Here is a 23,121-nt window from a genome sequence, read left to right as displayed (position 1 = left end):
TCCCTCCCAACTATTCCAGTACCATCTTCACCAATAAGGCTCGATCGTATACATCGGAATGTAGTGAGAAGGATGCTCCCGGTCTCGGGACGATGTTTTCTTCCTGGCGCCGATGTTTCTCCTCTCGGGACGATGTTTTCTCCCTGGCGCCGATGTTCCTGGTTTCGGGACGATGTTTTCTCCCTGGCGCCGATGTTTCTGGTTTCGGGACGATGTTTTCTTCCTGGCGCCGATGTTCCTGGTTTCGGGACGATGTTTTCTTCCTGGCGCCGATGTTCCTGGTTTCGGGACGATGTTTTCTCCCTGGCGCCGATGTTTCTCCTCTTGGGATGATGTTTTCTCCCTGGCGCCGATGTTCTTGTCCTCGGGTGTTTATATCATCATGGTTACTGTGCTTCCTTTTCATATGCCGGTATACTTGTCCATTGTGGCGTATTTTTTACAATTTTAGCCACCATTACGGTCATATCATCTTCAATTGCTCCAGACCTAGTGCGGACAACTTCTTCTAGTAGTAAATCAGCCATCTCCTGTGGGTCGTCTGTTCGCATTTCGCGGATTTTTCGTTTTAACCAAATATCTGTATTTTCTACATGTTTCGGTCCATCAAAGATACCATCACTCATCATAATTAATACATCTTCTGCTTTTAATTGTTCACTAACAATGTCTACGTCAAATTCCTGAATGATTCCCATTGGTAAATTACTAGCTTCCACTTTAAGCATCTCGTCTCCACGTTTAATAAAACTAGGGGTAGAGCCGATTTTAAGAAACCGGACAAATGCATTATGCAAATTAATAACAGCAAGATCTAACGTTGCATACATCTCGTCTGTAGACCGTAATGATAAAATGGAATTGATCGATTTAATCGCTACCTTTTCTGGAATTCCAGTTTGTAATATTTGATGCAACAACCGTAATGTTTCATCACTTTCTTCATGGGCGCGTTTCCCATTACCCATGCCATCACTAATTGCCATTGCATATTTCCCTGCACCAAGTTCAATTGTTGTAAAGCTATCACCAGAGATTAAGCCACCACCTTTTGCGGCGTTTGCGACCCCTGTTTCAATCACAAATTCCTTTGCAGAACCAAACGCTAGGTAGCAATAACCATTTGGAAATGGTGAAATCTCTTCCTCTTTTACAATAATCATTTCGTTTAGGATATCAGAGAGAACAGGGGCGATTAGTTTAGGCCCTTCCCCATGATAATCATTAAATGAAACAGTCATTTCAATATCTACATTGCCTTTATCCAACCTGAATATATCGAGCTTTTCCAAATCAATTCCCATATTTTTTAACGCATTCACAATCTGGACCTCTTGATTCTCATGGTGCTGTCTTTCTTTCAAAATTTCCTTGGCGAAGTTCTCCATCACTTCCGATACACCCTGAAGTTGATCTGCAACAAATCGTTTACTTTCCATTACCTGCTTTTTTAATTTTTGATTAGCCTCAAAAAAGGACATTTCCTCTTTCATTGTCTCCATTACCTTTTTTGATTTAACACAATGATTTTCAAATTGATGGAGTATTTTACGCTCCGGTTCATTCCCCTCTTCAAGGTCATCCTTCATGCTCTCCATTAGTGTATATGTTTTATCAAATTGTTGCTGCCAGCACTTCTCCTTCATGAAGCAGCTTTGACAAGTTTTTTCCGTTACTTGACTTAAAAAGAAGTCTGTCTCCCGCTTGCGATCCATTTCCTCCTGTGGAAATTCCTCAGTGTTTGTGAAGCTTTTCGATAATGCTTCAAACACATCAGAAAACTGTTCAACTCGTTTAGCTGTAACATTACGGACCTTTTGCAAGTATTGTTCCTGTTCATTGGTATATTCCTCTGTTCCTGGAATATAACGAGATAACTTTTTAAACCAACTTGCCGGTGTAAGAAAAAAGAATACAATTGCAATGGACGATTCTAAAATGGAAGGCAACAATGTGGAAGCGTCCCCATAAATTCCGACCAAAAACGTTCCAACAAGCAACCCGACACTTACTCCCATTTTCTTTCCTTCTTTTAGTAATCCACCAAGTAATCCTGAAAAGGCTAGCAAACTCATTTGATAAAGGTTGGCAACATTTGCGAGTGATAAGATTAAACCGGCAACAACACCAACTGTTGATCCAACAGCAGCTCCACCTATAAAGGCGAGCAGGAGTACAAAATACCTGGAGAAAATTTGTTCCACGGATGCATCATAAAATTCCCAGCCAATTGTTCCTGTCAAAATAGACGCTATCAGAATAATCATACAAACAATTTCTTCATTTTTTAAAGTTGGTTTATATCTTTTTGGTGATAATAATGGAATGCTCTGCATAAATATCAATACAAGTACAGTACCAAGAACCCCCTCAACAAATAGAAGCATCCATTCATATGATGAGAGCTGGTCTGCAATTGAATATAGAAATAACCGTGGTGCAATGGTAGAAAGGAAAACAAACAGCGGAATTACTGTTTGTTGATTTTTTACATTTTTAAACAATCCTGCAAGAAAAATAAAGACAATCATAGCTAACGCAACAAATGTACCTTGGGCGATTGAAAAGCTTAACGCACCCAGGATAATGGCTAGCATAACCTTAGCCGCCTTCTCTTTATGTACAAACCATACTGTCGCTAAAAAGGCCACGGCAAACGGGGATACATCCGATAAAATCACGGCTCGTCCTAATAAAAAGCCGACAATAAAAAGCAGCCATCCCTTTTCAAGCATTACCGATTTGGCGCCGGAAGATATTTTACTTCGCCATTTACCTATATCCTTTGCTCCGTTTCCAAATGTTTTTGTTTCTACTCTTGGAATTGAATCCATCATAAAAAACCACTCCTTCTTAGAGATAGTTAATCACAAATTGGATTGCTTTTTTGTCAAAACAACAGAGCATATTCATAAAATCGTTCGACTAAGTTTTTGATGGATAAGCGATTTTCTACAAGTATCACGAAGGCCCGTAGCTAGCGCTTTATCCCATGTATACATGCATTATGAAGCTATACCTACTATCCACACCCCTGTCTACCTTACCCATTTATCATGATAAACTGGTGTATCATTTGTTTTTTCCTATCAAGATTGCTCGAATGTTGAATTGCAAGTCATTAAAGTCACCAAATTTCCTCTATTCCGTAAAAATCATACAGTATTGACACTTTTCTATACCTGTTGTATTATATCAATTGTGACTCATTTGGCGGCGTAGCTCAGCTGGCGAGAGCGTACGGTTCATACCCGTGAGGTCGTGGGTTCGATCCCCTCCGCCGCTATTAACAAAAATCGACACTTAGTCGATTTTTTTTTGCGTAAAAAAGGCAGGTACCAAGATAATCATTGGTACCTGCCTTTTTTATTTATCGTAAATAGAGCATCCTTATAGACAGCAGTTGCTATCCTCTTTTAGCACCTCGGCCCCCACGTTTGGATTCCGTGTGTTTCTTTAAAGAGGCTAAACGGTCTTCGGAATCTTTTAGGAAACGATTCATTTTTGATTCAAATGATTCCGTGCGCTCACGGGTATTTCTTTGGCGTTGTGGTCTATCCTTTGCCTTCTTAATTGACAAACCAATCTTGCCATCCTTTTCGACATTAATTACTTTCACCTTTACTTCATCCCCGACACTAAGATGTTCATTAATGTCTTTGACGTAATTATCGGCAACCTCACTAATATGGACAAGGCCTGTTTTTCCTTCTCCAAGCTCAACAAAAGCTCCAAAATTAGTGATACCTGTTACCTTTCCCTGCAGCTTGCTGCCTACTTCGATTGACATAAAAAAAATGCTCCTCCTTAAGGTTTTAAATATATAGTTCTAATATATTATAGCTAAGCATGTGAAAGCGTGTCAATAAGAGGGATCCTCGTTAGGAAGTTTAAAAATTAATTCTCCTTCTTTAGAGAAAAAATAGTTCGTTCGAGCGATCTCTAATACATAGTCTTCATCTTTTAATAAGTCAATTTCCTCATTAAGGTTTTTTTCCTCTTTTTTCAACGAAGCTAACTTATCTTGCATTTGTTCGTATTGTTCCTTTTTCTCAGCATGAAGCGCACGCTGTTTAACATGATATGCAGTCATACTACCAATAGCAATGAGTACCACAACAGAAAATAACACAAGACGGCGAATTAGGCGTTTCTTTTTCTTTTTCTGTCTTTCTATGTATGCGTCATATTGCTGCATATAATTCGAATCTAATCTTGTTACCGTTTTTTTCTTTGTTGGCACAGCCTGCTACCTCCTCTTAAACTTCAAATACTTCATGCCCTTCTTACTTATATTCTTTATTGTACTATAAAATCCTGCAAGTTTGTGAAAAAAGTTTTGGATATTTCTTGGTAATAGCCGATAAATTATAGTAAATATCCACCTTATAGGAAAAAAGATAACTTTTGCTACAAATAGAATTAGTGTCGTGATGAACTGAACGATCAACAAAACGAGTGTAACAAACAATTTTATCATATACTTTATCGGGGTAATAATCAGTATTTGAATTAGCCGCTCCATAAAACGATAACAGGTCACAATGATTCGGATAAGATGTTCTAGCAACCATTTATAAAGTGGAGCAGCTAATGCTTGATAAATAGAAAACCCTAGAAAAAGGGCCAAGAAAACATAAAAGCGTAGTTCTCCAGCATTAACAAGGAATAACACATAAAAGACAAGCAAAACCTGTGATAACCAAAAGGCTACCTCCATAAAATATACGAAGAATTTATTATCCTTCCAATGTGGCTTAAAGCGGCGAAATGTTTCTTGTATGATGCCCAAATAAAACCCACTTATAATCATGACAATCATCGTCATGAACTGGACATTTAATGTCATCGAAATAGCTTGCTAAAGAATCCTTTAGCTTTCTCCTGTTGATGTTCATCCACATAGGAAAGCTCATATACTTTACCTTTAATCGCAACTAATCCTTCGCCAACATCAAGGTTTTTCAACTGTAAATTCTGCCCTCGAATAATTAAGTATCCCATTACCGTTTCTAGCAGAAATTCTTCATTATCAAAACTATCTACTTCTTTAACACCAGTAATTTCTAAATCCTTGCGATTATTAATTTTTACGAAGTGATCTTGTTGAACGCGTTGTACGGAATCTTTTTCATAATAATTCATTTGCTATAGCCCTCCTTATCATTATTACTTTATGACAGGGAGGACAAGTCTAGAACAATCTAATCGTTAATTTTTCAATACTACTTTAGCTTAACTATTAACTATTGCTCTTTTCTTCTTTAATAACTTTATACAGTGTCTCTGCTTCGTCTTTCTTCACGGCCTCTTTCAAATTGGTAATTTCTATAGTTACTAGTTTCTGCCCGAATTGAATAACTAATTCATCGCCTACTGCTACATTAGAAGCAGCCTTTGCCTGGTTGCCGTTAATCGTTATCCGACCTTTATCTGCAACTTCTTTTGCTAATGTACGACGTTTAATTAACCTGGATACTTTTAAAAATTTATCTAAACGCATTTCAATCACTCCATTTCTTTTGCTTGGTCCCAGAGTGCATCCATTTCATTTAAACTTACTTCATTGATGTCTTTCTTTTGCCCAATTACCTTTTTTTCGATATAAGAAAACCGGGAAATAAACTTTTGGTTCGTTCTATTTAATGCAACTTCCGGATTCACTTTATAATACCTTGAAATATTTGCTAGTACAAATAGAACGTCACCTAACTCCTTCTCTACTTCAACTTGATCATTCTCCACAATTGCCTCTTGTACTTCTTTTATTTCCTCTTGTAATTTATCCCAAGCCCCATCAACCGTTTCCCATGCAAATCCAACCTTTGCTGCCTTCTTTTGCAACTGAAGGGCTTTGGCAAGGGCAGGAATACTTTTCGGAACACCATCCAAAACGGATTTTCGCTTTTCACCTTTTTCTTCCCGCTTTAAGGCATCCCAATTCGTATTCACGTCAGTAACAGAATCAACTGTTTTGTCACCAAAAACATGTGGGTGCCGGTGAATCATTTTATCCGTGATCGATTTAATAACATCATCAATTACAAAATATCCGTTATCTTCACCAATTTGACTGTGGAGCATGACTTGTAAGAGAATATCACCTAACTCTTCTACAATTCCTTCATCATCTTGGTCATCAATTGCATCAATGAGTTCATAAACCTCTTCAATTGCATACTCCCTAAGTGATTCATGTGTTTGTTCCTTATCCCATGGGCAGCCTTCTGGACTACGCAATTTAGCAATCACCTCTCGCAAACAGCCAAAGGTATGATGTAACAAGTCTTGCGGTACTGGTGGGATATAAACACTTGTTAAATTATTTACTTCCATGGAATGATCAAGCTGTTCTAATGGAATAGTTGTCATCTTTTCCTGTATGCTCCCTGCTGCTTCAACAACAGTAACTTGGTAATCGGCTGGTAGATCCTCTAGTAATGCAAGTTTTACATTAGATGCAATAAAACGATCATAGACTTGGCAAAAAATGAGATGATGCTGGTAATCGAGTTGATGACGGTTAAATGACGTGGCATCAACAAATTGAAATCCATCAATAGGATCTATTTTTAATCCTGTAAATAAATCATCCAAATAACTTTGGCCACCGACAACATCAATTGTTATTTCCTTCTGTTCCAATAATAGCTGTACTGTTTTTTCTGCTAGCATTGGATGGCCCGGAACAGCATAAATCACATTGGCTTCATCCGATCGTTTGATTAATTCATCCGCAATTTCTTGGTAAACATCCGCAAATTGCTGCTTGGATTCATAAATATTGTCAAACGACTCAAACGTAACTCCTTCTGCTTGTAAGGCCGCTACAACTGGATGGTCTAATGTTCGAACATACACTTTTTCCGTTGTACTCGTTAATTTTTTATAAATTCCAAGCGGCAGTTGATTAATATCTCCAGCACCTAACCCGATAATTTCAATTTTTCTATTCAAGCGAATTCCTCCCTCTATGTAGCCAAATGAAAAAAGAGGCAAATGGGAGCATCTTTAATTCCTCTTCCGTGAATGCCTTCTTTTTCACCAATAAAACCATATATATAACCGCCCCAGTTACCGCAACACCGATAACATAAGCCAGTAATCCCAAACGAGAATTTATGTTAAAAAACATGAAAACATAATGCATAAGATAAAGATAAACAACCATAACAGTGCTAGCAATTAGCAATGCGTGCCAATTAATTGTTTGCCAAAAGTATAAATGCGGCAACTTCCTTTTTAATTCGATGATAACCAATCCACATAGTACCAGCAAGCTGATTACTGTTGCCATGGCACTACCTGTGATACTCCATAGTGGGACAAGGAGTTGGTTCAACGTCCATTTCATAAAAAAAGCTATTAAAATAAAAGCTGCTGTTCGTTTGATATAGCCTAATCCTTGTAAAACAGATGATGTAGTTATAGCAAGTGAACAAAGAAAAACAGCAATGCTAAGAATACGTAAACTAGTCGTTCCCAAATCATTTTTAAATAATACGGTATTTACTTCCGGAAAAATAACAAGTAATCCAACAGTCGCACCTACAGCCAGATAAAAGCTAAATAGGAGTCCACTGCGAATGTAATGATAACTTTGTCTTGGGTCAGACTGTAGTTTTTGCCTCGATATGGATGGAATTAATGCTAATGCAAACGATGATCCAATTACAGTACCAAGTTGAATTAATGGTTGTCCTCTATCAAATACTCCCTTTACCTTCATTGCCTTAATTTGTGATAATCCATAATCCTTTAGACCCGGGACCAATGTAAATGCGTCAGCGAATTGAATGACGATCAACACCATATGATTTAACGCTGCAATGATACCAAAGATTAGCAACGTTTTTAGATAATAGCCCAAAGGAATCGTAAACAAGTCAGATTGGATTGGTCTATGTTTCAGAAAAAACGTTCCAAGAATAATAATTGCCATTATCCCACCAGCTATAGACGCAATTGCTGCTGCTTGTCCGATTTCATAAATATTCCATCCATTGATGGCAATTAATACCGCTGCCAAAATAATAATAAACACACGTACAAATTGCTCACCGATTTGTGATAGTGCGGTTGGCTTCATTTGATAGCTTCCTTGAAACACGCCACGTAATAATGCTGAAAAGGGAATCAACAAAAAAGCAAAAGCAGCAAATTGTAATGCATGTTGTAGTTTCGGATTACCCATCCAATTTGCAATTTCTCCTGCATTTAATAATAAAAAGAGAAATATTGCACCATTGATTACCAATAAAATAGAAAACACAGGCACATAAAAACGAGTAAATGAAAGCCGCCTTCCTTCCGACCTAAGATCAACCACCATTTTGGAGATTGCAGACGGAAAACCATACAACGATAAAACCAACACCATTCCAAGGAAGGGGTAAATTTGCTGATAAATGTAAAAACCAAGATCCCCTGTTAAGTTTTGCAACGGAATCCGGTAACCCGCACTTAGCAGCTTGCTGATAAATCCAGCTAATGTAAGCAGTAAAGCACCTTTCACTAATTTATTTGATTCATTGCTAGCCATGTTGACAAACGCCTTTCCATCCGAACTTCATTTATTTCCCTAGGCTGTTTTCACATTGTTTGATGCCATTCAATTTCGTAGTTGATAGAAACTGCGACGTAAGCTGGGATCTTTTCTATAAGTACGTGCATTTCCCGCCGTCCGGGATCGTTCCGCGTGGATGCTTTCCGCGGGCACGGCCTCAGCCTCCTCGAGAAAACCACTCTGCGGGGTCTTCGGACACGTGCTGTTCCCGCAGGAGTCACCACCCTTCACTCACCCGGACTAGTGAAGTGGTAGGATACTTATAGAACACATACCACTACTACGGCTATTGGTAGTAAATGCAATATCAGCGGAGGAAATACACGTAGACTCCAGCGGGAGGAAAGGACTAGGTGAGACCCCTTAGTGCTCAGCTCGAGGAGGCTCAGCAGCCGCCCGCGGACAGCGAAGTGTATTTCCGGAGCGGATAATCGCACCAAACATCATTTAAAGTGTGTCGCATTTTATATCTATTGTGTCAAAACAACAAATGTTTTCGATGGGGCGAGTAATCGCAGTCCCAATTTCCTAAAAAACAGCCTTTCCCTATTATAGCATACGCTAGAGCTGGACTTTGCCTCTTCCACTAGTTAGCCTATTATAACCAAATTTTTATACAAAAGCGCAAAATAAAGGGCCAAACCCCCTCAAGTAACTGAGAGAGTCAGACCCTTATGAGATATATTCGTTTCATCCTATTATCATTCCATCTGCTTCGCCATAAAGCTTGCTGCCGTTTCCACTGCCTTTTGTTCAACATTACTAAGTGTTTTATCATCTTTTGAAAACATCATGACACAACCAATCGGATCTCCATTTGCAATGATCGGGTTTAAACAATATGAGGATAATTCCTCATCTTTACTTTCCAAAATTTCTAATGTAGACGTTTCGGTTTCCATTAATACGGATCGGTTCTCAATTGCCTTTTCCAATTTCGTTCCAATATTTTTATTTAAGTAATCTTTTTTTGAATCCCCGGCAACCGCAATAACTTCATCACGATCACAGATAATAACCGGAAAATTTAACGAATCAAATAGTGCTTCTGCATATTCCTGTGCGAAATTGCCCAATTCATTTATTGGTGAATATTTCTTTAAAATAACTTCTCCTTCACGATCAACAAATATCTCTAATGGATCTCCTTCGCGAATACGCAATGTCCGTCTGATTTCCTTTGGGATTACAACTCTTCCTAAATCATCAATTCGTCTTACTATTCCTGTTGCCTTCATCTTTATGAAGCCTCGCTTTCCTATGATGATCGTCCCTGGTTTCTTTCACATTAAAATTACAAACAATGGGTGCCTAAATTTCTTTTGTTTATATCTGAACCCTTTTATATGGACCATAGTATTTACCGAACTTCAGCCGCCAGCATTTTTTGGAACTTTTCACATAGATTGTTGCTATTAGACCCTTCCCTTTTTGTAATGTGAAATAAACACCAGTTGTGGTTTTAGTATGAATCATCTGGAAAGAACTATACATTAATCACATTTTTTTCTAATCGTCACGATCGACAGTGGACAGTTGCTTGATAAAGTCTTCGATAACTTCATATCGTTTATATCTGTTTTCTTTGGACCAATTAAACACGACTTTTAGCTTTTGATTTTCGGTGCCAAGTTGAACACCTCGACCAAATGTATTGGCTAATGTGAATAGTTTTGACCCATCAATTCCCTGACTGCGGCCATCCTCGACAAGTAGTTCCACTTTTTTGTTTTTCTCGCTTATCGATTCAACTTTTTCCTGTTTTGCATACATTTTTAATGTAGCTATAATAAACAGGTTTGCTACTTCTTCAGGGTAATCCCCGAATCGATCGATTAATTCTTCTTTCAATGCGTCTACGTCCTCCGCTCCAGCAATGGTTTGGAAGCGTTTATACATTTCTATTTTTTGTTTTTCATCTTTTATATATGTGTCTGGAATATAAGCATCAAGGTCAAGGGAAAGCTCCGGTTCAAAAGGTTTCACTTCATCTAGTTCCTTACCCGCCTTCCGCGCATCAATAGCATCTTTTAACATCTGTGAGTACATATCAAATCCCACTGAGTCAATGAAGCCATGCTGTTGTGCACCTAGTAAGTTTCCAGCACCACGAATCGATAAGTCGCGCATGGCAATTTTGAATCCTGATCCAAGTTCGGTAAATTCTTTAATTGCCTGCAAACGTTTTTCAGCAATTTCGGTTAAAACTTTATCCTTTTGGTACGTAAAGTAAGCATATGCAATTCGATTGGACCGTCCTACTCGTCCTCTAAGCTGATACAGTTGGCTTAACCCCATACGATCAGCATCATAGACAATCAGCGTATTTACATTTGGAATATCGACCCCTGTTTCGATGATCGTTGTACTTACCAAAACATCGAATTCCCCTTCTAAAAATCCAAACATCACGCTTTCAAGTTCTGTTTCATTCATCTGACCATGAGCGACCCCAATTTTGGCATCATCAACTAACATGCCAATTTCCCGGGCAATACGATCAATATTCTCTACACGGTTATAAAGGAAAAATACCTGTCCTCCACGCGCCATCTCCCGTTCGATTGCTTCTCTAATAAAAATAGGATTATATTCCGTTACATACGTTTGAATTGGAAAGCGATTTTCCGGTGGTGTCTCGATTACAGATAAGTCTCGAACACCTAACATGGACATATGCAATGTTCTTGGTATTGGGGTTGCGGTTAGGGTCAGAACATCTACATTTGATTTTAATTGCTTGATTTTTTCTTTATGCTTCACACCAAATCGTTGCTCTTCATCCACAATAAGTAAACCAAGGTCATTATACTGAACATCTTTTGATAATAAACGGTGTGTACCGATAACTATATCAACAAGTCCTTTTTTTAATCCATCAAGTGTTTCTTTTTGTTGCTTCTTCGTCCGAAATCGACTTAAAAGCCCAATGTTAACAGCATGATCCTGGAAGCGCTCGCGAATGGTTTCAAAGTGTTGTTGTCCTAAAATTGTCGTCGGTACTAAAATGGCCACTTGTTTCCCATCGGCAACTGCCTTAAATGCCGCACGTATTGCTACTTCTGTTTTCCCATAACCAACATCGCCACATAACAAGCGATCCATTGGTCTTTCTCTTTCCATATCCTGTTTAATTTCTTCTATGCATCGTAGTTGGTCATCTGTCTCCTGGTATGGAAAAGCTGCCTCAAACTCGCGTTGCATCTCCGTGTCCTCTGAAAATGCATACCCTTTTCGAGCTTCTCGTTCTGCGTAAAGTTTAATAAGATCATCAGCAATATCTTCAACAGACGATTGCACTTTACGCTTTACCTTTGTCCACTCGCTTCCACCCAGTTTGTATAGTTTGGGTTCCTTTCCTTCAGAAGCAACAAACTTTTGAACCAAATCAATTTGATCGATTGGCACAAAAAGCTTGTCATCGCCAGAATACATAATTAGCATATAATCTTTGTGTAAATCATTGACCTCGAGTGTCTCAATGCCTAGATACTTACCAATACCATGATTTGCATGTACAACATAATCGCCAATTTTCAATTCCTGGTAACTTTTTATTCGCTCTGCATTGGAAATCTTTTGTCTCTTTCTAGTGCGTTTGGTCACTTTTTTAAACAATTCATTTTCAGTAATGAGCACTAATTTATGCATTGGAAGTTCGATACCACTACCAATATTTCCAATCACTATTGTTGGCTTCGTAACTGGGAGTTTTAATTCCTTCGATAACGTCGCATCGATACCATAATCAGCAAAAATAGAATGAATCTTCTCTGCCCGCTTTTCATTTGGAGCCAAAATAACAACAGAAAAATCGCCCTTTTCCCACCGATTTAATTCATTTTTAAATAAATTCATTTGTCCATGAAATTCCTGCATGGCCCGTGACGATAAATTGATAATGTTTTGTGGTTGTGTATTTGGGATATGCCGTAAAAAGACAGACATATAAATCCGCTGTTGTCGCATCCTCTCCCCGATATCATGCCAATCAAAGGAAAATCTGCTCTGTCCCACCATTTGGTTCGATGTTAATAGATTACTGTACCATTCCGCTTCCTCAGTATCTAAATTTGTTGCTGTCTCCTGAATCCTACTCATTTCATCTAGGATAATTAGCCCATCTTTTGGTAAATAATCTAACAAACTAGCAGGGTTATTATAGAGAAATCCAATATATTTATTCATCTCTTGAAAACGTTCTAAATTCTTCAATCGTTCGATATCAGGTGCCATTACATCGTTAAGCTTTTCTTTTGCCTCTGCCGTTTTTACTTTCTTCAGTGTTGTGGCCAAAGCCTCCTCTAAACGTTCCGCACCAGTAATAACATCTTCATCCGTTAATAACAGTTCTGTGGCTGGACCAACGTTTATTTCTGTTACCTTTTCCAATGAACGTTGTGTGTCAGCATCAAAATAGCGTATCGAATCTACTTCTTCATCAAATAGTTCGATACGTATTGGGTACTCCTCTGTAACTGGATAAATATCAATAATTCCACCACGCATACTGAATTCGCCTGGCGTATTGACCATTGATGCGCGTTCATAGCCCATATCGATTAGTGATTGGACATAAGATTGGATATTAATATCCTCGCCAAGCTTAAACTGCAATTGATAGGTATGCCAATATGATGGCGGTGGAAGTATCCGTTTCAATGCTGCAACAGGTGCGATTAGTATACCTGATTTCTTTTCGAACCACGTGGTTAACGCTTCAATCCGCTGACTTCTAAGTTCCGGGCTCGCTATTGCAATTTCTGATGCAATCAATTCATTTACCGGATACAAATGAATATCCTTTTCGCCAATAAATTCAGACAAGTCATCATACAGCTGTTGTGCTTGAACTAATTGATGTGTTACTAGCAATACTGGCTTATTCGTTGACTCATTTATAATGGAGACGAGTAAACTTCTAGCTGATCCTGACAGACCTGCTATAAGCTGTTCGTGCATCCCATTAGAAATACCACTTATAATCGATTGTATATCTTTTTTTGATTGTAAATATTCATTAATCCCTTTCATCGTAAACCCCCGATTAGGCTAGAACCGCAAAAATGCCTTGGTCAAGGAACCAAAGCTAAGTATAGCGTGTTCTATTGTATAAAAAAATCTAACTCATGATAGTGCGGGTTTGCCCCTAATGACGCTTCGCAATTCTCGCAAATTGTCTTTATATGGACATCACCGTTTTGTTGATAATGAACCATTTCCTTCTTATCCTCTACAGACAATTTATCCAATCCAAGCATTGCTGTGTCGACAACTTGTTGATCAAGTTCGCCGATAACCTGTCCGCAATGTCTGCATTGATAGACAATTGACATACGTATACCTCCTCGAATAACATGGGGTACCATAAAGTTTATCCGAAAAGCAATTTTTTATACGTAATGAAAACGTGCAAATTAGACCAACGTAACACACTTTCTGCACGCCTTACTTAGCATTAAATTCATTCATAACATCTATAAAGGACGTATCGAGCCAGGATTCACAGGCCTCTGCAGCCTTTTTAATGCTATTTGTAACCTCATCTTGCTGTTCTTTTGGAAATGACCCCAATACATAATCCACAACAGGAATTGGTGTGGTTGGTCTTCCAACACCGATACGAAGACGCTTAAATTCCTTTGTACCTAGGTGGTCAATTATCGATCGAATGCCATTGTGTCCCCCATGGCCACCCTTTTGCCGTAAGCGAACTTTTCCGGTTGGAAGATCTAAATCATCATAGATCACAAGCAAGTCTTCTGGATCAATATCATAATAATCCAATAATGGTCTAATCGCTTCACCAGAAAGGTTCATATAAGTCTGAGGCTTGAGCAAAACCACTTTCTCCCCATTTATATTTTCCATCGCAAATTTGCCATTAAATTTTGTTTTATTTAAATCCATTTGAAACCGATGTAACAGTTCATCGATTACCATAAAACCAATATTATGTCTTGTCGTTTCATACTTTTTGCCTGGATTGCCTAATCCCACAATAAACTTCATTTTAATTCTTCCTTTTTTATTTGGCTCTTTTCATATTGTTTGTTTGCTTTTTAGATTTCGTAGTTGATATAAAATGCGCAGTAGTGAAAATTCTCTTTCATGACGTTTTTTCGATTCTAATGATGATTGTGCTTGAACTCCGCTTCGGTAGAAATTTTCTGATTATCAAGTGGTTATATCCCATAAAATTAACGTATCGAGGAGTTCTTATCACTTGAACAGAAAGCTATTCCAAGCTGCGGAAAAATGCGAGACTCCAATGGGAAAAGGAACAGTCTGAAGACACCAAAGGAAGTGGTTTTCTTCCGAGGAGGCTGAAGCGTTCCCCATGGAAAGCGAGTATTTTTCCGCAGCGCTGGATTAGCACTCATCTTATATAGAAGGGGTGAAAGTCACGCTAAAGTTACGTCGCAGTTTATATCTATTGTGTAAAAACAACATTTTTTAGAAAACAGCCTTAATTTAGAAAATAGTTGTATACATATAATTCACCCTCCTATAAAAGCAAACCCAATTACAGGAGGGTGGATAAAGGGTAATATTATTCGATGAGGTCTGTTTCACCCCATCGTCTTTTATTCCTGTTTATTCAGCGTCACCTTTTCTGTCAACTAAGTCAGGTTCGGCATTTTCATCTGGTGCTTCTTCAACATCTTGTAATGTATCTGGTGGTACAACCGTCGCAATTGTTGTTTCCGGATCATCAATGAATTGATAATCTTTTCCTTGTGGTAAATCGGTAATCGCAATGCTGTCCCCTACTTCAAGTGCAGACACGTCTACACTAATTTCTTCTGGAATGTTGCCAGGTTTTGCACGAACTTGAAGCTCATAAAATGGTTGCTGCAATACGCCACCCTCTTTAGTACCTTTAGCCTCGCCATCCAATCGTAGTGGCACCTCAACATCCATTTCTTCAGACATATTCACAATATAAAAATCAGCATGGATTAATTCATCTTTAATCGGATCTATTTGATAGTCATGTAGCATAACATCGACAGGATTACCATTTTCAATATCAAGTGAGATAATGGTGTTTCTGCCCTCGTCGCGAACCGTTTTCAATAGATCCAAGTTATTTACAGCAATTGATCTTGCTTCTTTTTCCTTGCCATAAACAACTGAAGGAACTTGTCCACTTTCCCTAACTTGTTTTGTAGTGGATTTCCTATGATCTTCTCGGTTTAACGCTTTTAATTTTACTGCCATGTTCATCATCCTCCAATTATTTAAAACTCAACATTTGCTAAGTCTCTTGCTAGAATTATGTTGGATTCTTATAACTATTTCTATTGAGTAAAACACTCTATATAGTTAATTCCCGAACTAACATCTTTCTAAACCTCTAAATTAATCGAACAGGATACTTACTGACTGTAATTCGTGAACGCGAATAATTGCTTCACCAATAAGTGGTGCGACAGATAATTCTTTAATTTTATCAATTTGCTTTTCTTCTGGAAGTGGAATCGTATTTGTAATGACAAGCTCTTTAATTTTGGAATTATCGATTCGCTCGATTGCTGGGCCGGATAAAACCGGGTGTGTACAACAAGCATACACTTCTTTTGCGCCATTCTCAATTAATGCATTTGCAGCAAGGGTAATTGTTCCAGCTGTATCAATAATATCATCAATTAATATAGCTGTTTTACCTTCAATATTTCCTACAATATTCATTACTTCAGCTACATTCGGACGTGGTCTGCGTTTATCAATAATGCCAATTGGCGCTTTTAAGCGATCTGCCATTTTGCGTGCACGTGTTACACCGCCATGATCTGGTGAAACGATAACAAGGTCATCTAAGTCTTTAGCTTCAAAGTAATCAGAAAGGATCGGCACACCTTGTAAGTGGTCAATTGGTCCATCAAAGAAACCTTGAATCTGTGGAGCATGTAAATCAAGCGTAATGACACGGTCTGCACCAGCAGTTTCTAACAAGTTCGCAATTAACTTTGCTGTAATTGGCTCTCTTGCCCGTGCTTTACGATCTTGTCTCGCATAACCATAGTACGGCATAACAATGTTAATTGATTTAGCTGAAGCTCGTTTTACCGCGTCGATCATAATTAATAGTTCCATAATATGTTGATTAACAGGGGAGCATGTTGACTGCACAATGTAGACATCACAGCCTCGTATACTTTCTTCTATGTTAATTTGAATTTCCCCGTCACTAAATGATGATACTGTACATTTCCCAAGTGTTGTGCCAATATGATTTGCAATATCCTCAGCCAATGTTAGATTTGAATTCAACGAAAATACTTTTAAAGATGGATCCTTATAACCCGATGTCATGGAAATAACCCTCCGTTAATCTTGTTTTCTGTTTTTTAGCTTGGTTGCATAGCCTTCTTTATTCGTCTGCCTTGCACGTGCTACTGACAATGAATCTCCCGGAACATTCTTCGTTATCGTGGATCCTGCAGCAACATAAGATCCTTTACCTACAGTAACAGGTGCTATTAGATTGGAATTACACCCGATAAAAGCTTCATCTTCAATTGTGGTTAAAAATTTGTTTTTTCCATCATAATTGACCGTAATTGTTCCACAACCAACATTCACATTGCTGCCAACATCAGCATCTCCAATGTAGCTTAAATGAGAAACTTTACTTTTATCACCGATAGTGGACTTCTTCACTTCGACAAAGTTACCAACCTTCACTTCATTACCTACCTGAGCCTCAGGTCTAATGTGTGCATACGGACCGACTTGCACCCGTTTACCAATCTGACTATCTTTGGCAACGCTTTGTTTGACGACCGTTTCCTCACCGATTGTACAATTTGTGATTTCACTGTATGGTCCTATGATCGCATTTGTTTTTATAGTAGAAGACCCTGTAATTATAGTACCAGGGTGAATCATTACATCTTGTTCTATTATAACATCTGGTCCAATATATGTGTTATCCGGATCAATAATTGTTACACCATTTCGCATATGATTTTCATTAACCCGTTTCTTCATTATCTTTTCAGCCTGTGCCAATGCTACTCGGTCATTAACCCCTAATGTTTCGGAATAATTTGGAGTCAAAAAGGCACTGACCTTTTCTTTATTGTTTCGTAAAATTTCAATAACATCCGGCAAATAATATTCACCTTGTGCGTTATCATTTGAGACTTCTTTTAAAGCTTCAAATAGCGCTTTGTTATCAAAGCAATATGTACCTGTGTTTATTTCATTAATATGAAGTTCATCTTCACTAGCATCTTTATGTTCAACAATTCTTTCCACTCCTCCAGCATCATTACGAATTACTCTTCCATAACCTGTTGGATCTGGTGCGGTTGTTGTTAGAACAGTTGCCTTGGCCCCTGTTTTTTCATGATGATCAAAAAGTGCTTGATATGTTTCACCCGTAATTAACGGGGTATCACCACACACGACAATTGTTGTACCATCTTTATTTTTTAATACTTCCTCAGCTTGTTGAACGGCATGTCCAGTGCCCAATTGTTTCTCTTGAACAACAAATTGGCTCTCACTACCAATATCGTCCATAACCTGGTCAGCCCCAAAGCCAACAATAGTAACAAGCTCATCTAGGTTTACGGTCTTTATTTGGTTGATCACATGTTGCACCATAGGTCGACCTAAAACCGGATGAAGTACTTTATATAACGCTGATTTCATTCTTGTCCCTTGTCCCGCTGCAAGTATGACTGCATAGCGATTCGTCATCAGGAAACCTCCATTCTAATTATCCATTATGAATATATCTTAAAAAGTGGATAATTTCAATAGATACAAGCCCGACTTATAGTTATATTAGCCTTGTTTTTGCCGTTCAACCATAGCTTTTCAAGTTTATACCTTAGTTATGTAATTTAAGACAAAAAAAGAGACTAATCTATTGCAGATTAGACCTCTCGTTGTACCCCCACTTATGAAGCGCCTGCTTCCTCATATTCAACTTCAGCTTCACCAACCCGGCGATATTCCTCCAATACAGCATCTTGGATTTTAGCACGGGTATTGGAATTAATTGGATGCGCTATATCTCTGAATTCACCATCCGGAGTGCGCTTTGATGGCATTGCTACGAACAATCCATTATTACCATCAATAACACGGATATCATGGACAACAAACTCAGAATCCAATGTAATTGATGCGATTGCACGCATTCTCCCCTCTGTAGCGACGCGGCGTAATCTTACGTCAGTAACTTCCATGATGTTTCACCACCTTTTCCCTTTTGAACTTATTACCAATATTCAACAAAAAATCAATAATTCCTGCTTAATATTGAAAAAAGTTTAAATAATCTACTGAAAATTATTTAAACTACCCTTTTTATGTAAAAAGAACGGCAAAAGTAAAAGTTCTTCTAATTCAGGGGGATTTATAATTAACTGTTAATCTGGATTCACAATAGTACCCGGCAAGACCTGGATTTGCTTTTGTTTCATATCAACATTTTTAATTTTTACCAATGATATGTAATTTTCAACGACACGTTCATCCTCTTCATCATCTGCTTCTGCCAATACTCCAATTGCCTTTACATTTGCATTGAATTCTTCAAGCAAACTTGTCATCCCTGTAATGGTACCGCCAGCTTTCATAAAATCATCAATAATACAGACGTTTGCATCGTCCTGTAAACTTCTCTTTGGAAGTACCATGGTTTGAATTTTCCGTGATGATCCAGACACATAGTTAATGCTCACAGACGATCCCTCTGTTACTTTCGGATCCCGGCGAACGATCACAACAGGTACATCAAGGAACGAGGCAACGGCATACGCTAATGGAATTCCTTTTGTTGCAACCGTCATAACGACATCTATTTCCAACGATGAGAACGTTGCTGCTAACACCCGACCGATTTGTTTAACCATTTTTGGGTCACCTAAAATATCACTCATGTATAAATAACCCCCAGGAAGAATCCGATTTGGATCTTCTAAGGTATGGCAAAGTTCATCAATAAATAGATTGCCTTTTTCCATTGAAAAATCTGGTATATATTTTACCCCACCAGCAGCACCAGCAACAGATTGCAGGTGGCCAAGTCCTTCTTGTTGTAATACCCGATCAATAATAACCAGGTCTTCACTAATGGAGGACTTAGCGGCTTTATAAAGATCTGCAAAGTATGGCAACGATGTATGTTGCTTAGGGTTTTCTAGAAAATAATTTGTTAACGAAACTAGTCGATCACTTCTTTTCATTGCTACACCTCTAAAACCGAATATTTATTATAAAATACTACACTTTTATACGGCTTTATTCAAGTTTAGCGATGATCTAGTAATCGTACAATGTATACTTCTTCGCAAAAACCTCTTAAGCCGTTATAAATGCGTTTAGCTTTGCTATAATGTTCCACCAAGCCTACGATGGTTGGACCGCTCCCACTCATTACGACACCAGCTGCCCCCGCTTGCACCATTTTCTCTTTGATTCGCTTAACGTTTGGGTGCAAACAAAATGTGATGTTTTCCAATGCATTACCAATGTTGCTTGACAAACTAGCAAAGTCATTTTCCTCCATTGCCTGGATGATTTTATTTGTATTTGGATGATGAAGTTCATCAAGATTAATTTTCTGGAAAATAGTTCTTGTCGATACCCCTATGTTTGGCTTTGCTAGAACAACATAACAAAAGGGCGGTGAAACTAATTCACGAATTTTTTCTCCATGACCCGTTGCTAATGCTGTTGTACTATAGACACAAAAAGGGACGTCCGATCCAATGCATTCACCCAAATCCGCCAATTCCTCCAACGAGGCATGAACAGACCACATTTGGTTAAGCCCACGCAATACAGCAGCCGCATCACTACTTCCTCCACCAAGGCCTGCTGAAACTGGAATATTCTTTTCTATTTCAATGCGCACACCGTTATTAATATGATATTTGTTTTTAAAAGCTAAGGCAGCCTTATACGCTAGATTCCGTTCATCATTTGGCACATATTGATTATCTGCTGACACTTCAATATGATCCCCAGTCAAAGCATGTAGTTCAACACGGTCAACTAAATCGATGGCAGTCATGATCATCTCAACCTCATGAAAACCATCATCACGCTTTCCCAGCACATCCAAAGACAAATTAATCTTAGCCGGCGCCCTCTCAAAAAAAACCATCTCCGTCACCCACTTTATAAAACTATACCAAATTGTATCATAAAATGAAAAGTGCAGGCGACTGCTTTGGGGTGAAACGTATAAGCAAAAGACCGTAGAACGAATGATCTTGTCGTTCGGAGTGTCTATTGATTATATCGCGAACCCCAAGGAGCCGGAACTAGATCATGAAAAGTGAAGTGGGCTTGATTAGAGACGAAAAACATAGTCAAGGGACCGGAAAGCACTGAACTTGTGCTTGGAGTGTCCATTGACTATGTCTCGAGTCTCTAGCCCACTGAGCTGGATCTTGAAAAGTGCAGGCGACTGCTTTGGGGTGAAACGTAAAAGAGGCAAACCATTTAGGGTCTGCCTCTTTTATTATTTTTGCTGCATGTTCTGCTCAGCTATTTCAATTGCTCGTTTCACCATATTTCCGGCATCTCTAGCCTTAATGCCACCCCAGCCTTCTTCTTGTACCGTGTCGTAAAAACCTAACTCTTTAGCAATTTCTTCTTTCAATTGGTCTGACATAATACCACCACGTCTACCCATGAAAGAGCTCCCCCTTCTAAAATGAGCATTCCTTCTTACGACATTCATAGCTTTACCTTATCAACAAATCATACCCCAGTTATTTATATGCAAAAAAGGAAATATTTATTGTTTAGTTAAAGTTCAGAGGGATTACTATATGAAACAATTTCTAAAAAATAAAGCAGTAAACATCATGTTTACTGCTCAAGTATCATCGTTCTATCGTCTTGGAAGCTTAGTTCTACTGTTTCTGTTAAAACGTCTGCATAGCTGTATGAAACACGTTCGAATGCGTTCTCGTCTTGATCAAGTTCAACAATAAAAACAGAAGGATACGTCTCCGCCAATACACCATAACGTTCTATCGTTTTCCTTCTCCCACCATTGGCTTTTAATTTTAACCTTTTACCTATTTGGCACTCAAGACCTTGCTTAATTTCGATTAATGTTTTTGCCACTATACTCCACCTCACTAACAACTATAATACCACACGCTTGTTTAATAGTCAAATGAAACTTTATATTATAACAGTATATCATTTTTCATGTCAACAGTGAAATTCATATATTTACGTTATTATGTGTAAAATGTTAAAAATTTATGTATGTTAGTTTAAAGAAAATTTGACTAATCAAAAAAACGCAGGCTGGTTAATAGATCTCGGGATGATGTTTCTGCTTTCGGGACGATGATCTCACTTTCGCGCCGATGCTTTCGATTTGGGGACGATGTTTCCTATTTTCGCGCCGATGTTCTCGCTTTCGGGATGATGATCTCACTTTCGCGCCGATGTTTCTGCTCTCGGGACGATACGCTCTTAAGAGAGACACGACCTACTCTACTATGAGCATAACAGTGGGATAAAACGATATATATCTGCCAATCGTAAAGGGTAAAAAACCCTTTACGATTGGGAAAGTGTTAGATTGTTAATTTTCATGGGGATCTTCTTCAACATATGGCATTCCGGTGCGAAGCAAGCCTCTTGTCTCAACACCACCCATACCTTTATCGCCTGTTAATGTATTACGCAGGGCATCCCATACACTAACTTTCTCCATAAATGGCGTATATGCAATTTTAGCGGCTATATAAACTGGATCAAGTGCATGTATATTTATTCTAGATGGTGAGCTAGCAAAATTCGCTCCAGCCCGAATTAGTGATTCAAAATGAGATTGGCATGCACCAGCAAAAATAATAAGTTGGTCTAATTGAGGAGTAACACTTCTGGCCGCACGGACTGTTTCAGCAAAATACTTAGAATGACGGTAGGCACGAAGATCATTTTTTAAGCCTTTATTTTTTGAAAATGAATCATGACCTGTTATTACAATAATATCTGGCTGAATTTTTTCAATCAATGCACCAATTTCAAAAGGCATTTCTTTTTCATTAAGATGTACACCATGAACTTGTAAACCCATCCGTTGATATAATTCAATACACTTCTTTAGATATGTTCGATCACCATCTAAATGTAGCACCCTTGCAGGTAGTTGAAAATATTTTGTTGTATAATTATACCCACCTGTTGATTGATAATCGCGTTTTTCTTTCATCAACTGGTAATCTTGACGAAATAATCGATAGGATGATTCTTCTCGTTCCTTTCCTTTTTTACGTCTCTTTTCAAGTTCCCGTTCCTGGATACGCGTAAGATCACTAGCAGGTGCGTCTGCTTCTAAGCGAATATCCTCCCCATGAATGATAACCATATCGTTTGTCTGTGACGAAACTCGAAATAATAAATCATGTTGGTATGATTTACGTGTAACTAAATCTCCGGTTATAAATTCCATAAAGCCACCTCACAAGCCTCCATTCAGATGAAAGCGTCCTACCATAGCCTATGTGGGAATTCGCCTATGCGTGCTTTACCTGTGGAAAAAATAAAAAGAAGCT

Annotated in this window: 23 protein-coding genes and 1 tRNA gene; 1 reads left to right on the top strand and 23 read right to left on the bottom strand. The window is 38.4% G+C overall.

The annotated features are described in order from the left end of the window. Positions 1-10: 10 nt before the first annotated feature. Both ACW2QC_RS17445 and spoIIE read right to left on the bottom strand, forming a co-directional pair. On the bottom strand, positions 11-406 hold the full coding sequence (locus ACW2QC_RS17445) for a hypothetical protein (protein ID WP_457545218.1): 396 nt from the start codon (positions 404-406) through the stop codon (positions 11-13). Further along, complete coding sequence (spoIIE, locus tag ACW2QC_RS17440) at positions 387-2,837, bottom strand: stage II sporulation protein E (protein ID WP_457545217.1); 2,451 nt, start codon at positions 2,835-2,837, stop codon at positions 387-389. The genes ACW2QC_RS17445 and spoIIE overlap by 20 nt, the downstream gene beginning before the upstream one ends. Before the next feature lie 375 nt (positions 2,838-3,212). Here spoIIE and ACW2QC_RS17435 point away from each other — a divergent pair. Further along, positions 3,213-3,286 (top strand) — tRNA-Met (locus tag ACW2QC_RS17435). A gap of 120 nt (positions 3,287-3,406) precedes the next feature. On the opposite strand, the gene ACW2QC_RS17430 is transcribed toward ACW2QC_RS17435, so the two are convergent. From ACW2QC_RS17430 to yabG, 21 genes are all read right to left on the bottom strand, one after another. Further along, positions 3,407-3,790, bottom strand: a complete 384-nt coding sequence (locus ACW2QC_RS17430) for a S1 domain-containing RNA-binding protein (protein ID WP_457545216.1) — start codon at positions 3,788-3,790, stop codon at positions 3,407-3,409. Positions 3,791-3,862: 72 nt separating this feature from the next. Next, on the bottom strand, positions 3,863-4,243 hold the full coding sequence (locus tag ACW2QC_RS17425; protein WP_457545215.1) for an FtsB family cell division protein: 381 nt from the start codon (positions 4,241-4,243) through the stop codon (positions 3,863-3,865). Positions 4,244-4,249: 6 nt separating this feature from the next. Continuing rightward, positions 4,250-4,849: a spore cortex biosynthesis protein YabQ gene (gene yabQ / locus ACW2QC_RS17420; RefSeq protein ID WP_457545214.1), complete on the bottom strand. Its 600-nt coding sequence runs from the start codon at positions 4,847-4,849 to the stop codon at positions 4,250-4,252. After that, positions 4,846-5,145, bottom strand: coding sequence for a sporulation protein YabP (yabP, locus tag ACW2QC_RS17415; RefSeq protein ID WP_457545213.1), 300 nt, complete (start codon positions 5,143-5,145; stop codon positions 4,846-4,848). Before yabP ends, yabQ begins: the two co-directional genes overlap by 4 nt. A 97-nt stretch (positions 5,146-5,242) precedes the next feature. Continuing rightward, positions 5,243-5,503: an RNA-binding S4 domain-containing protein gene (locus tag ACW2QC_RS17410; protein ID WP_457545212.1), complete on the bottom strand. Its 261-nt coding sequence runs from the start codon at positions 5,501-5,503 to the stop codon at positions 5,243-5,245. A gap of 5 nt (positions 5,504-5,508) precedes the next feature. After that, positions 5,509-6,957, bottom strand: coding sequence for a bifunctional methyltransferase/pyrophosphohydrolase YabN (gene yabN / locus ACW2QC_RS17405; protein ID WP_457545211.1), 1,449 nt, complete (start codon positions 6,955-6,957; stop codon positions 5,509-5,511). After that, the gene (locus ACW2QC_RS17400; protein WP_457545210.1) at positions 6,950-8,542 is read right to left on the bottom strand and encodes a putative polysaccharide biosynthesis protein; all 1,593 of its coding nucleotides are present in this window, start codon (positions 8,540-8,542) and stop codon (positions 6,950-6,952) included. The genes yabN and ACW2QC_RS17400 overlap by 8 nt, the downstream gene beginning before the upstream one ends. A 725-nt stretch (positions 8,543-9,267) precedes the next feature. Beyond that, complete coding sequence (spoVT, locus tag ACW2QC_RS17395) at positions 9,268-9,804, bottom strand: stage V sporulation protein T (RefSeq protein ID WP_457545209.1); 537 nt, start codon at positions 9,802-9,804, stop codon at positions 9,268-9,270. A 271-nt stretch (positions 9,805-10,075) separates the two neighbouring features. Further along, a complete protein-coding gene (mfd, locus tag ACW2QC_RS17390; protein WP_457545208.1) occupies positions 10,076-13,600 on the bottom strand; it encodes a transcription-repair coupling factor in 3,525 nt (1,174 codons plus the stop codon). 71 nt (positions 13,601-13,671) lie between these two features. Then, positions 13,672-13,902, bottom strand: coding sequence for an anti-sigma-F factor Fin (locus ACW2QC_RS17385; protein ID WP_457545207.1), 231 nt, complete (start codon positions 13,900-13,902; stop codon positions 13,672-13,674). 112 nt (positions 13,903-14,014) lie between these two features. Further along, positions 14,015-14,578 (bottom strand): aminoacyl-tRNA hydrolase, encoded by a 564-nt coding sequence (gene pth / locus ACW2QC_RS17380; RefSeq protein WP_457545206.1) that lies wholly within the window; start codon positions 14,576-14,578, stop codon positions 14,015-14,017. A 585-nt stretch (positions 14,579-15,163) separates the two neighbouring features. Then, positions 15,164-15,790 (bottom strand): 50S ribosomal protein L25/general stress protein Ctc, encoded by a 627-nt coding sequence (locus tag ACW2QC_RS17375; protein ID WP_457545205.1) that lies wholly within the window; start codon positions 15,788-15,790, stop codon positions 15,164-15,166. Between the two features lie 141 nt (positions 15,791-15,931). After that, positions 15,932-16,885 (bottom strand): ribose-phosphate diphosphokinase, encoded by a 954-nt coding sequence (locus ACW2QC_RS17370; protein ID WP_457545204.1) that lies wholly within the window; start codon positions 16,883-16,885, stop codon positions 15,932-15,934. A gap of 15 nt (positions 16,886-16,900) precedes the next feature. After that, positions 16,901-18,280 (bottom strand): bifunctional UDP-N-acetylglucosamine diphosphorylase/glucosamine-1-phosphate N-acetyltransferase GlmU, encoded by a 1,380-nt coding sequence (gene glmU / locus ACW2QC_RS17365; RefSeq protein WP_457545203.1) that lies wholly within the window; start codon positions 18,278-18,280, stop codon positions 16,901-16,903. A gap of 203 nt (positions 18,281-18,483) precedes the next feature. After that, the gene (gene spoVG / locus ACW2QC_RS17360) at positions 18,484-18,774 is read right to left on the bottom strand and encodes a septation regulator SpoVG (protein ID WP_106495609.1); all 291 of its coding nucleotides are present in this window, start codon (positions 18,772-18,774) and stop codon (positions 18,484-18,486) included. 183 nt (positions 18,775-18,957) lie between these two features. Then, the gene (gene purR / locus ACW2QC_RS17355) at positions 18,958-19,776 is read right to left on the bottom strand and encodes a pur operon repressor (RefSeq protein WP_457545202.1); all 819 of its coding nucleotides are present in this window, start codon (positions 19,774-19,776) and stop codon (positions 18,958-18,960) included. A 65-nt stretch (positions 19,777-19,841) separates the two neighbouring features. Further along, positions 19,842-20,699, bottom strand: coding sequence for a 4-(cytidine 5'-diphospho)-2-C-methyl-D-erythritol kinase (gene ispE / locus ACW2QC_RS17350; RefSeq protein WP_457545201.1), 858 nt, complete (start codon positions 20,697-20,699; stop codon positions 19,842-19,844). Between the two features lie 360 nt (positions 20,700-21,059). Next, positions 21,060-21,233 carry a small, acid-soluble spore protein, alpha/beta type gene (locus ACW2QC_RS17345; RefSeq protein ID WP_457545200.1) on the bottom strand — a complete coding sequence of 58 codons (174 nt, stop codon included), beginning with the start codon at positions 21,231-21,233 and terminating at the stop codon, positions 21,060-21,062. A gap of 179 nt (positions 21,234-21,412) precedes the next feature. Then, a complete protein-coding gene (gene veg / locus ACW2QC_RS17340; protein ID WP_457545199.1) occupies positions 21,413-21,673 on the bottom strand; it encodes a biofilm formation stimulator Veg in 261 nt (86 codons plus the stop codon). 193 nt (positions 21,674-21,866) lie between these two features. Beyond that, positions 21,867-22,046 carry a hypothetical protein gene (locus ACW2QC_RS17335; protein ID WP_457545198.1) on the bottom strand — a complete coding sequence of 60 codons (180 nt, stop codon included), beginning with the start codon at positions 22,044-22,046 and terminating at the stop codon, positions 21,867-21,869. Positions 22,047-22,145: 99 nt separating this feature from the next. Then, complete coding sequence (yabG, locus tag ACW2QC_RS17330) at positions 22,146-23,018, bottom strand: sporulation peptidase YabG (RefSeq protein ID WP_457545197.1); 873 nt, start codon at positions 23,016-23,018, stop codon at positions 22,146-22,148. Between the last annotated feature and the right edge of the window lie 103 nt (positions 23,019-23,121).

This window comes from Virgibacillus sp. FSP13, from assembly GCF_054048505.1.
The sequence above is the reverse complement of the archived record's forward strand: the minus strand, read 5'-3'. Positions and strand labels throughout refer to the sequence as shown.

Coding starts and splice junctions, on each gene's coding strand:
- ACW2QC_RS17445 (WP_457545218.1), bottom strand. CDS start 406: ATGAAAAGGAAGCACAGTAACCATGATGATATAAACACCCGAGGACAA.
- spoIIE (WP_457545217.1), bottom strand. CDS start 2,837: ATGATGGATTCAATTCCAAGAGTAGAAACAAAAACATTTGGAAACGGA.
- ACW2QC_RS17430 (WP_457545216.1), bottom strand. CDS start 3,790: ATGTCAATCGAAGTAGGCAGCAAGCTGCAGGGAAAGGTAACAGGTATC.
- yabQ (WP_457545214.1), bottom strand. CDS start 4,849: ATGACATTAAATGTCCAGTTCATGACGATGATTGTCATGATTATAAGT.
- yabP (WP_457545213.1), bottom strand. CDS start 5,145: ATGAATTATTATGAAAAAGATTCCGTACAACGCGTTCAACAAGATCAC.
- ACW2QC_RS17410 (WP_457545212.1), bottom strand. CDS start 5,503: ATGCGTTTAGATAAATTTTTAAAAGTATCCAGGTTAATTAAACGTCGT.
- ACW2QC_RS17400 (WP_457545210.1), bottom strand. CDS start 8,542: ATGGCTAGCAATGAATCAAATAAATTAGTGAAAGGTGCTTTACTGCTT.
- spoVT (WP_457545209.1), bottom strand. CDS start 9,804: ATGAAGGCAACAGGAATAGTAAGACGAATTGATGATTTAGGAAGAGTT.
- mfd (WP_457545208.1), bottom strand. CDS start 13,600: ATGAAAGGGATTAATGAATATTTACAATCAAAAAAAGATATACAATCG.
- ACW2QC_RS17385 (WP_457545207.1), bottom strand. CDS start 13,902: ATGTCAATTGTCTATCAATGCAGACATTGCGGACAGGTTATCGGCGAA.
- pth (WP_457545206.1), bottom strand. CDS start 14,578: ATGAAGTTTATTGTGGGATTAGGCAATCCAGGCAAAAAGTATGAAACG.
- ACW2QC_RS17375 (WP_457545205.1), bottom strand. CDS start 15,790: ATGGCAGTAAAATTAAAAGCGTTAAACCGAGAAGATCATAGGAAATCC.
- ACW2QC_RS17370 (WP_457545204.1), bottom strand. CDS start 16,885: ATGACATCGGGTTATAAGGATCCATCTTTAAAAGTATTTTCGTTGAAT.
- glmU (WP_457545203.1), bottom strand. CDS start 18,280: ATGACGAATCGCTATGCAGTCATACTTGCAGCGGGACAAGGGACAAGA.
- spoVG (WP_106495609.1), bottom strand. CDS start 18,774: ATGGAAGTTACTGACGTAAGATTACGCCGCGTCGCTACAGAGGGGAGA.
- purR (WP_457545202.1), bottom strand. CDS start 19,776: ATGAAAAGAAGTGATCGACTAGTTTCGTTAACAAATTATTTTCTAGAA.
- ispE (WP_457545201.1), bottom strand. CDS start 20,699: ATGGTTTTTTTTGAGAGGGCGCCGGCTAAGATTAATTTGTCTTTGGAT.
- ACW2QC_RS17345 (WP_457545200.1), bottom strand. CDS start 21,233: ATGGGTAGACGTGGTGGTATTATGTCAGACCAATTGAAAGAAGAAATT.
- yabG (WP_457545197.1), bottom strand. CDS start 23,018: ATGGAATTTATAACCGGAGATTTAGTTACACGTAAATCATACCAACAT.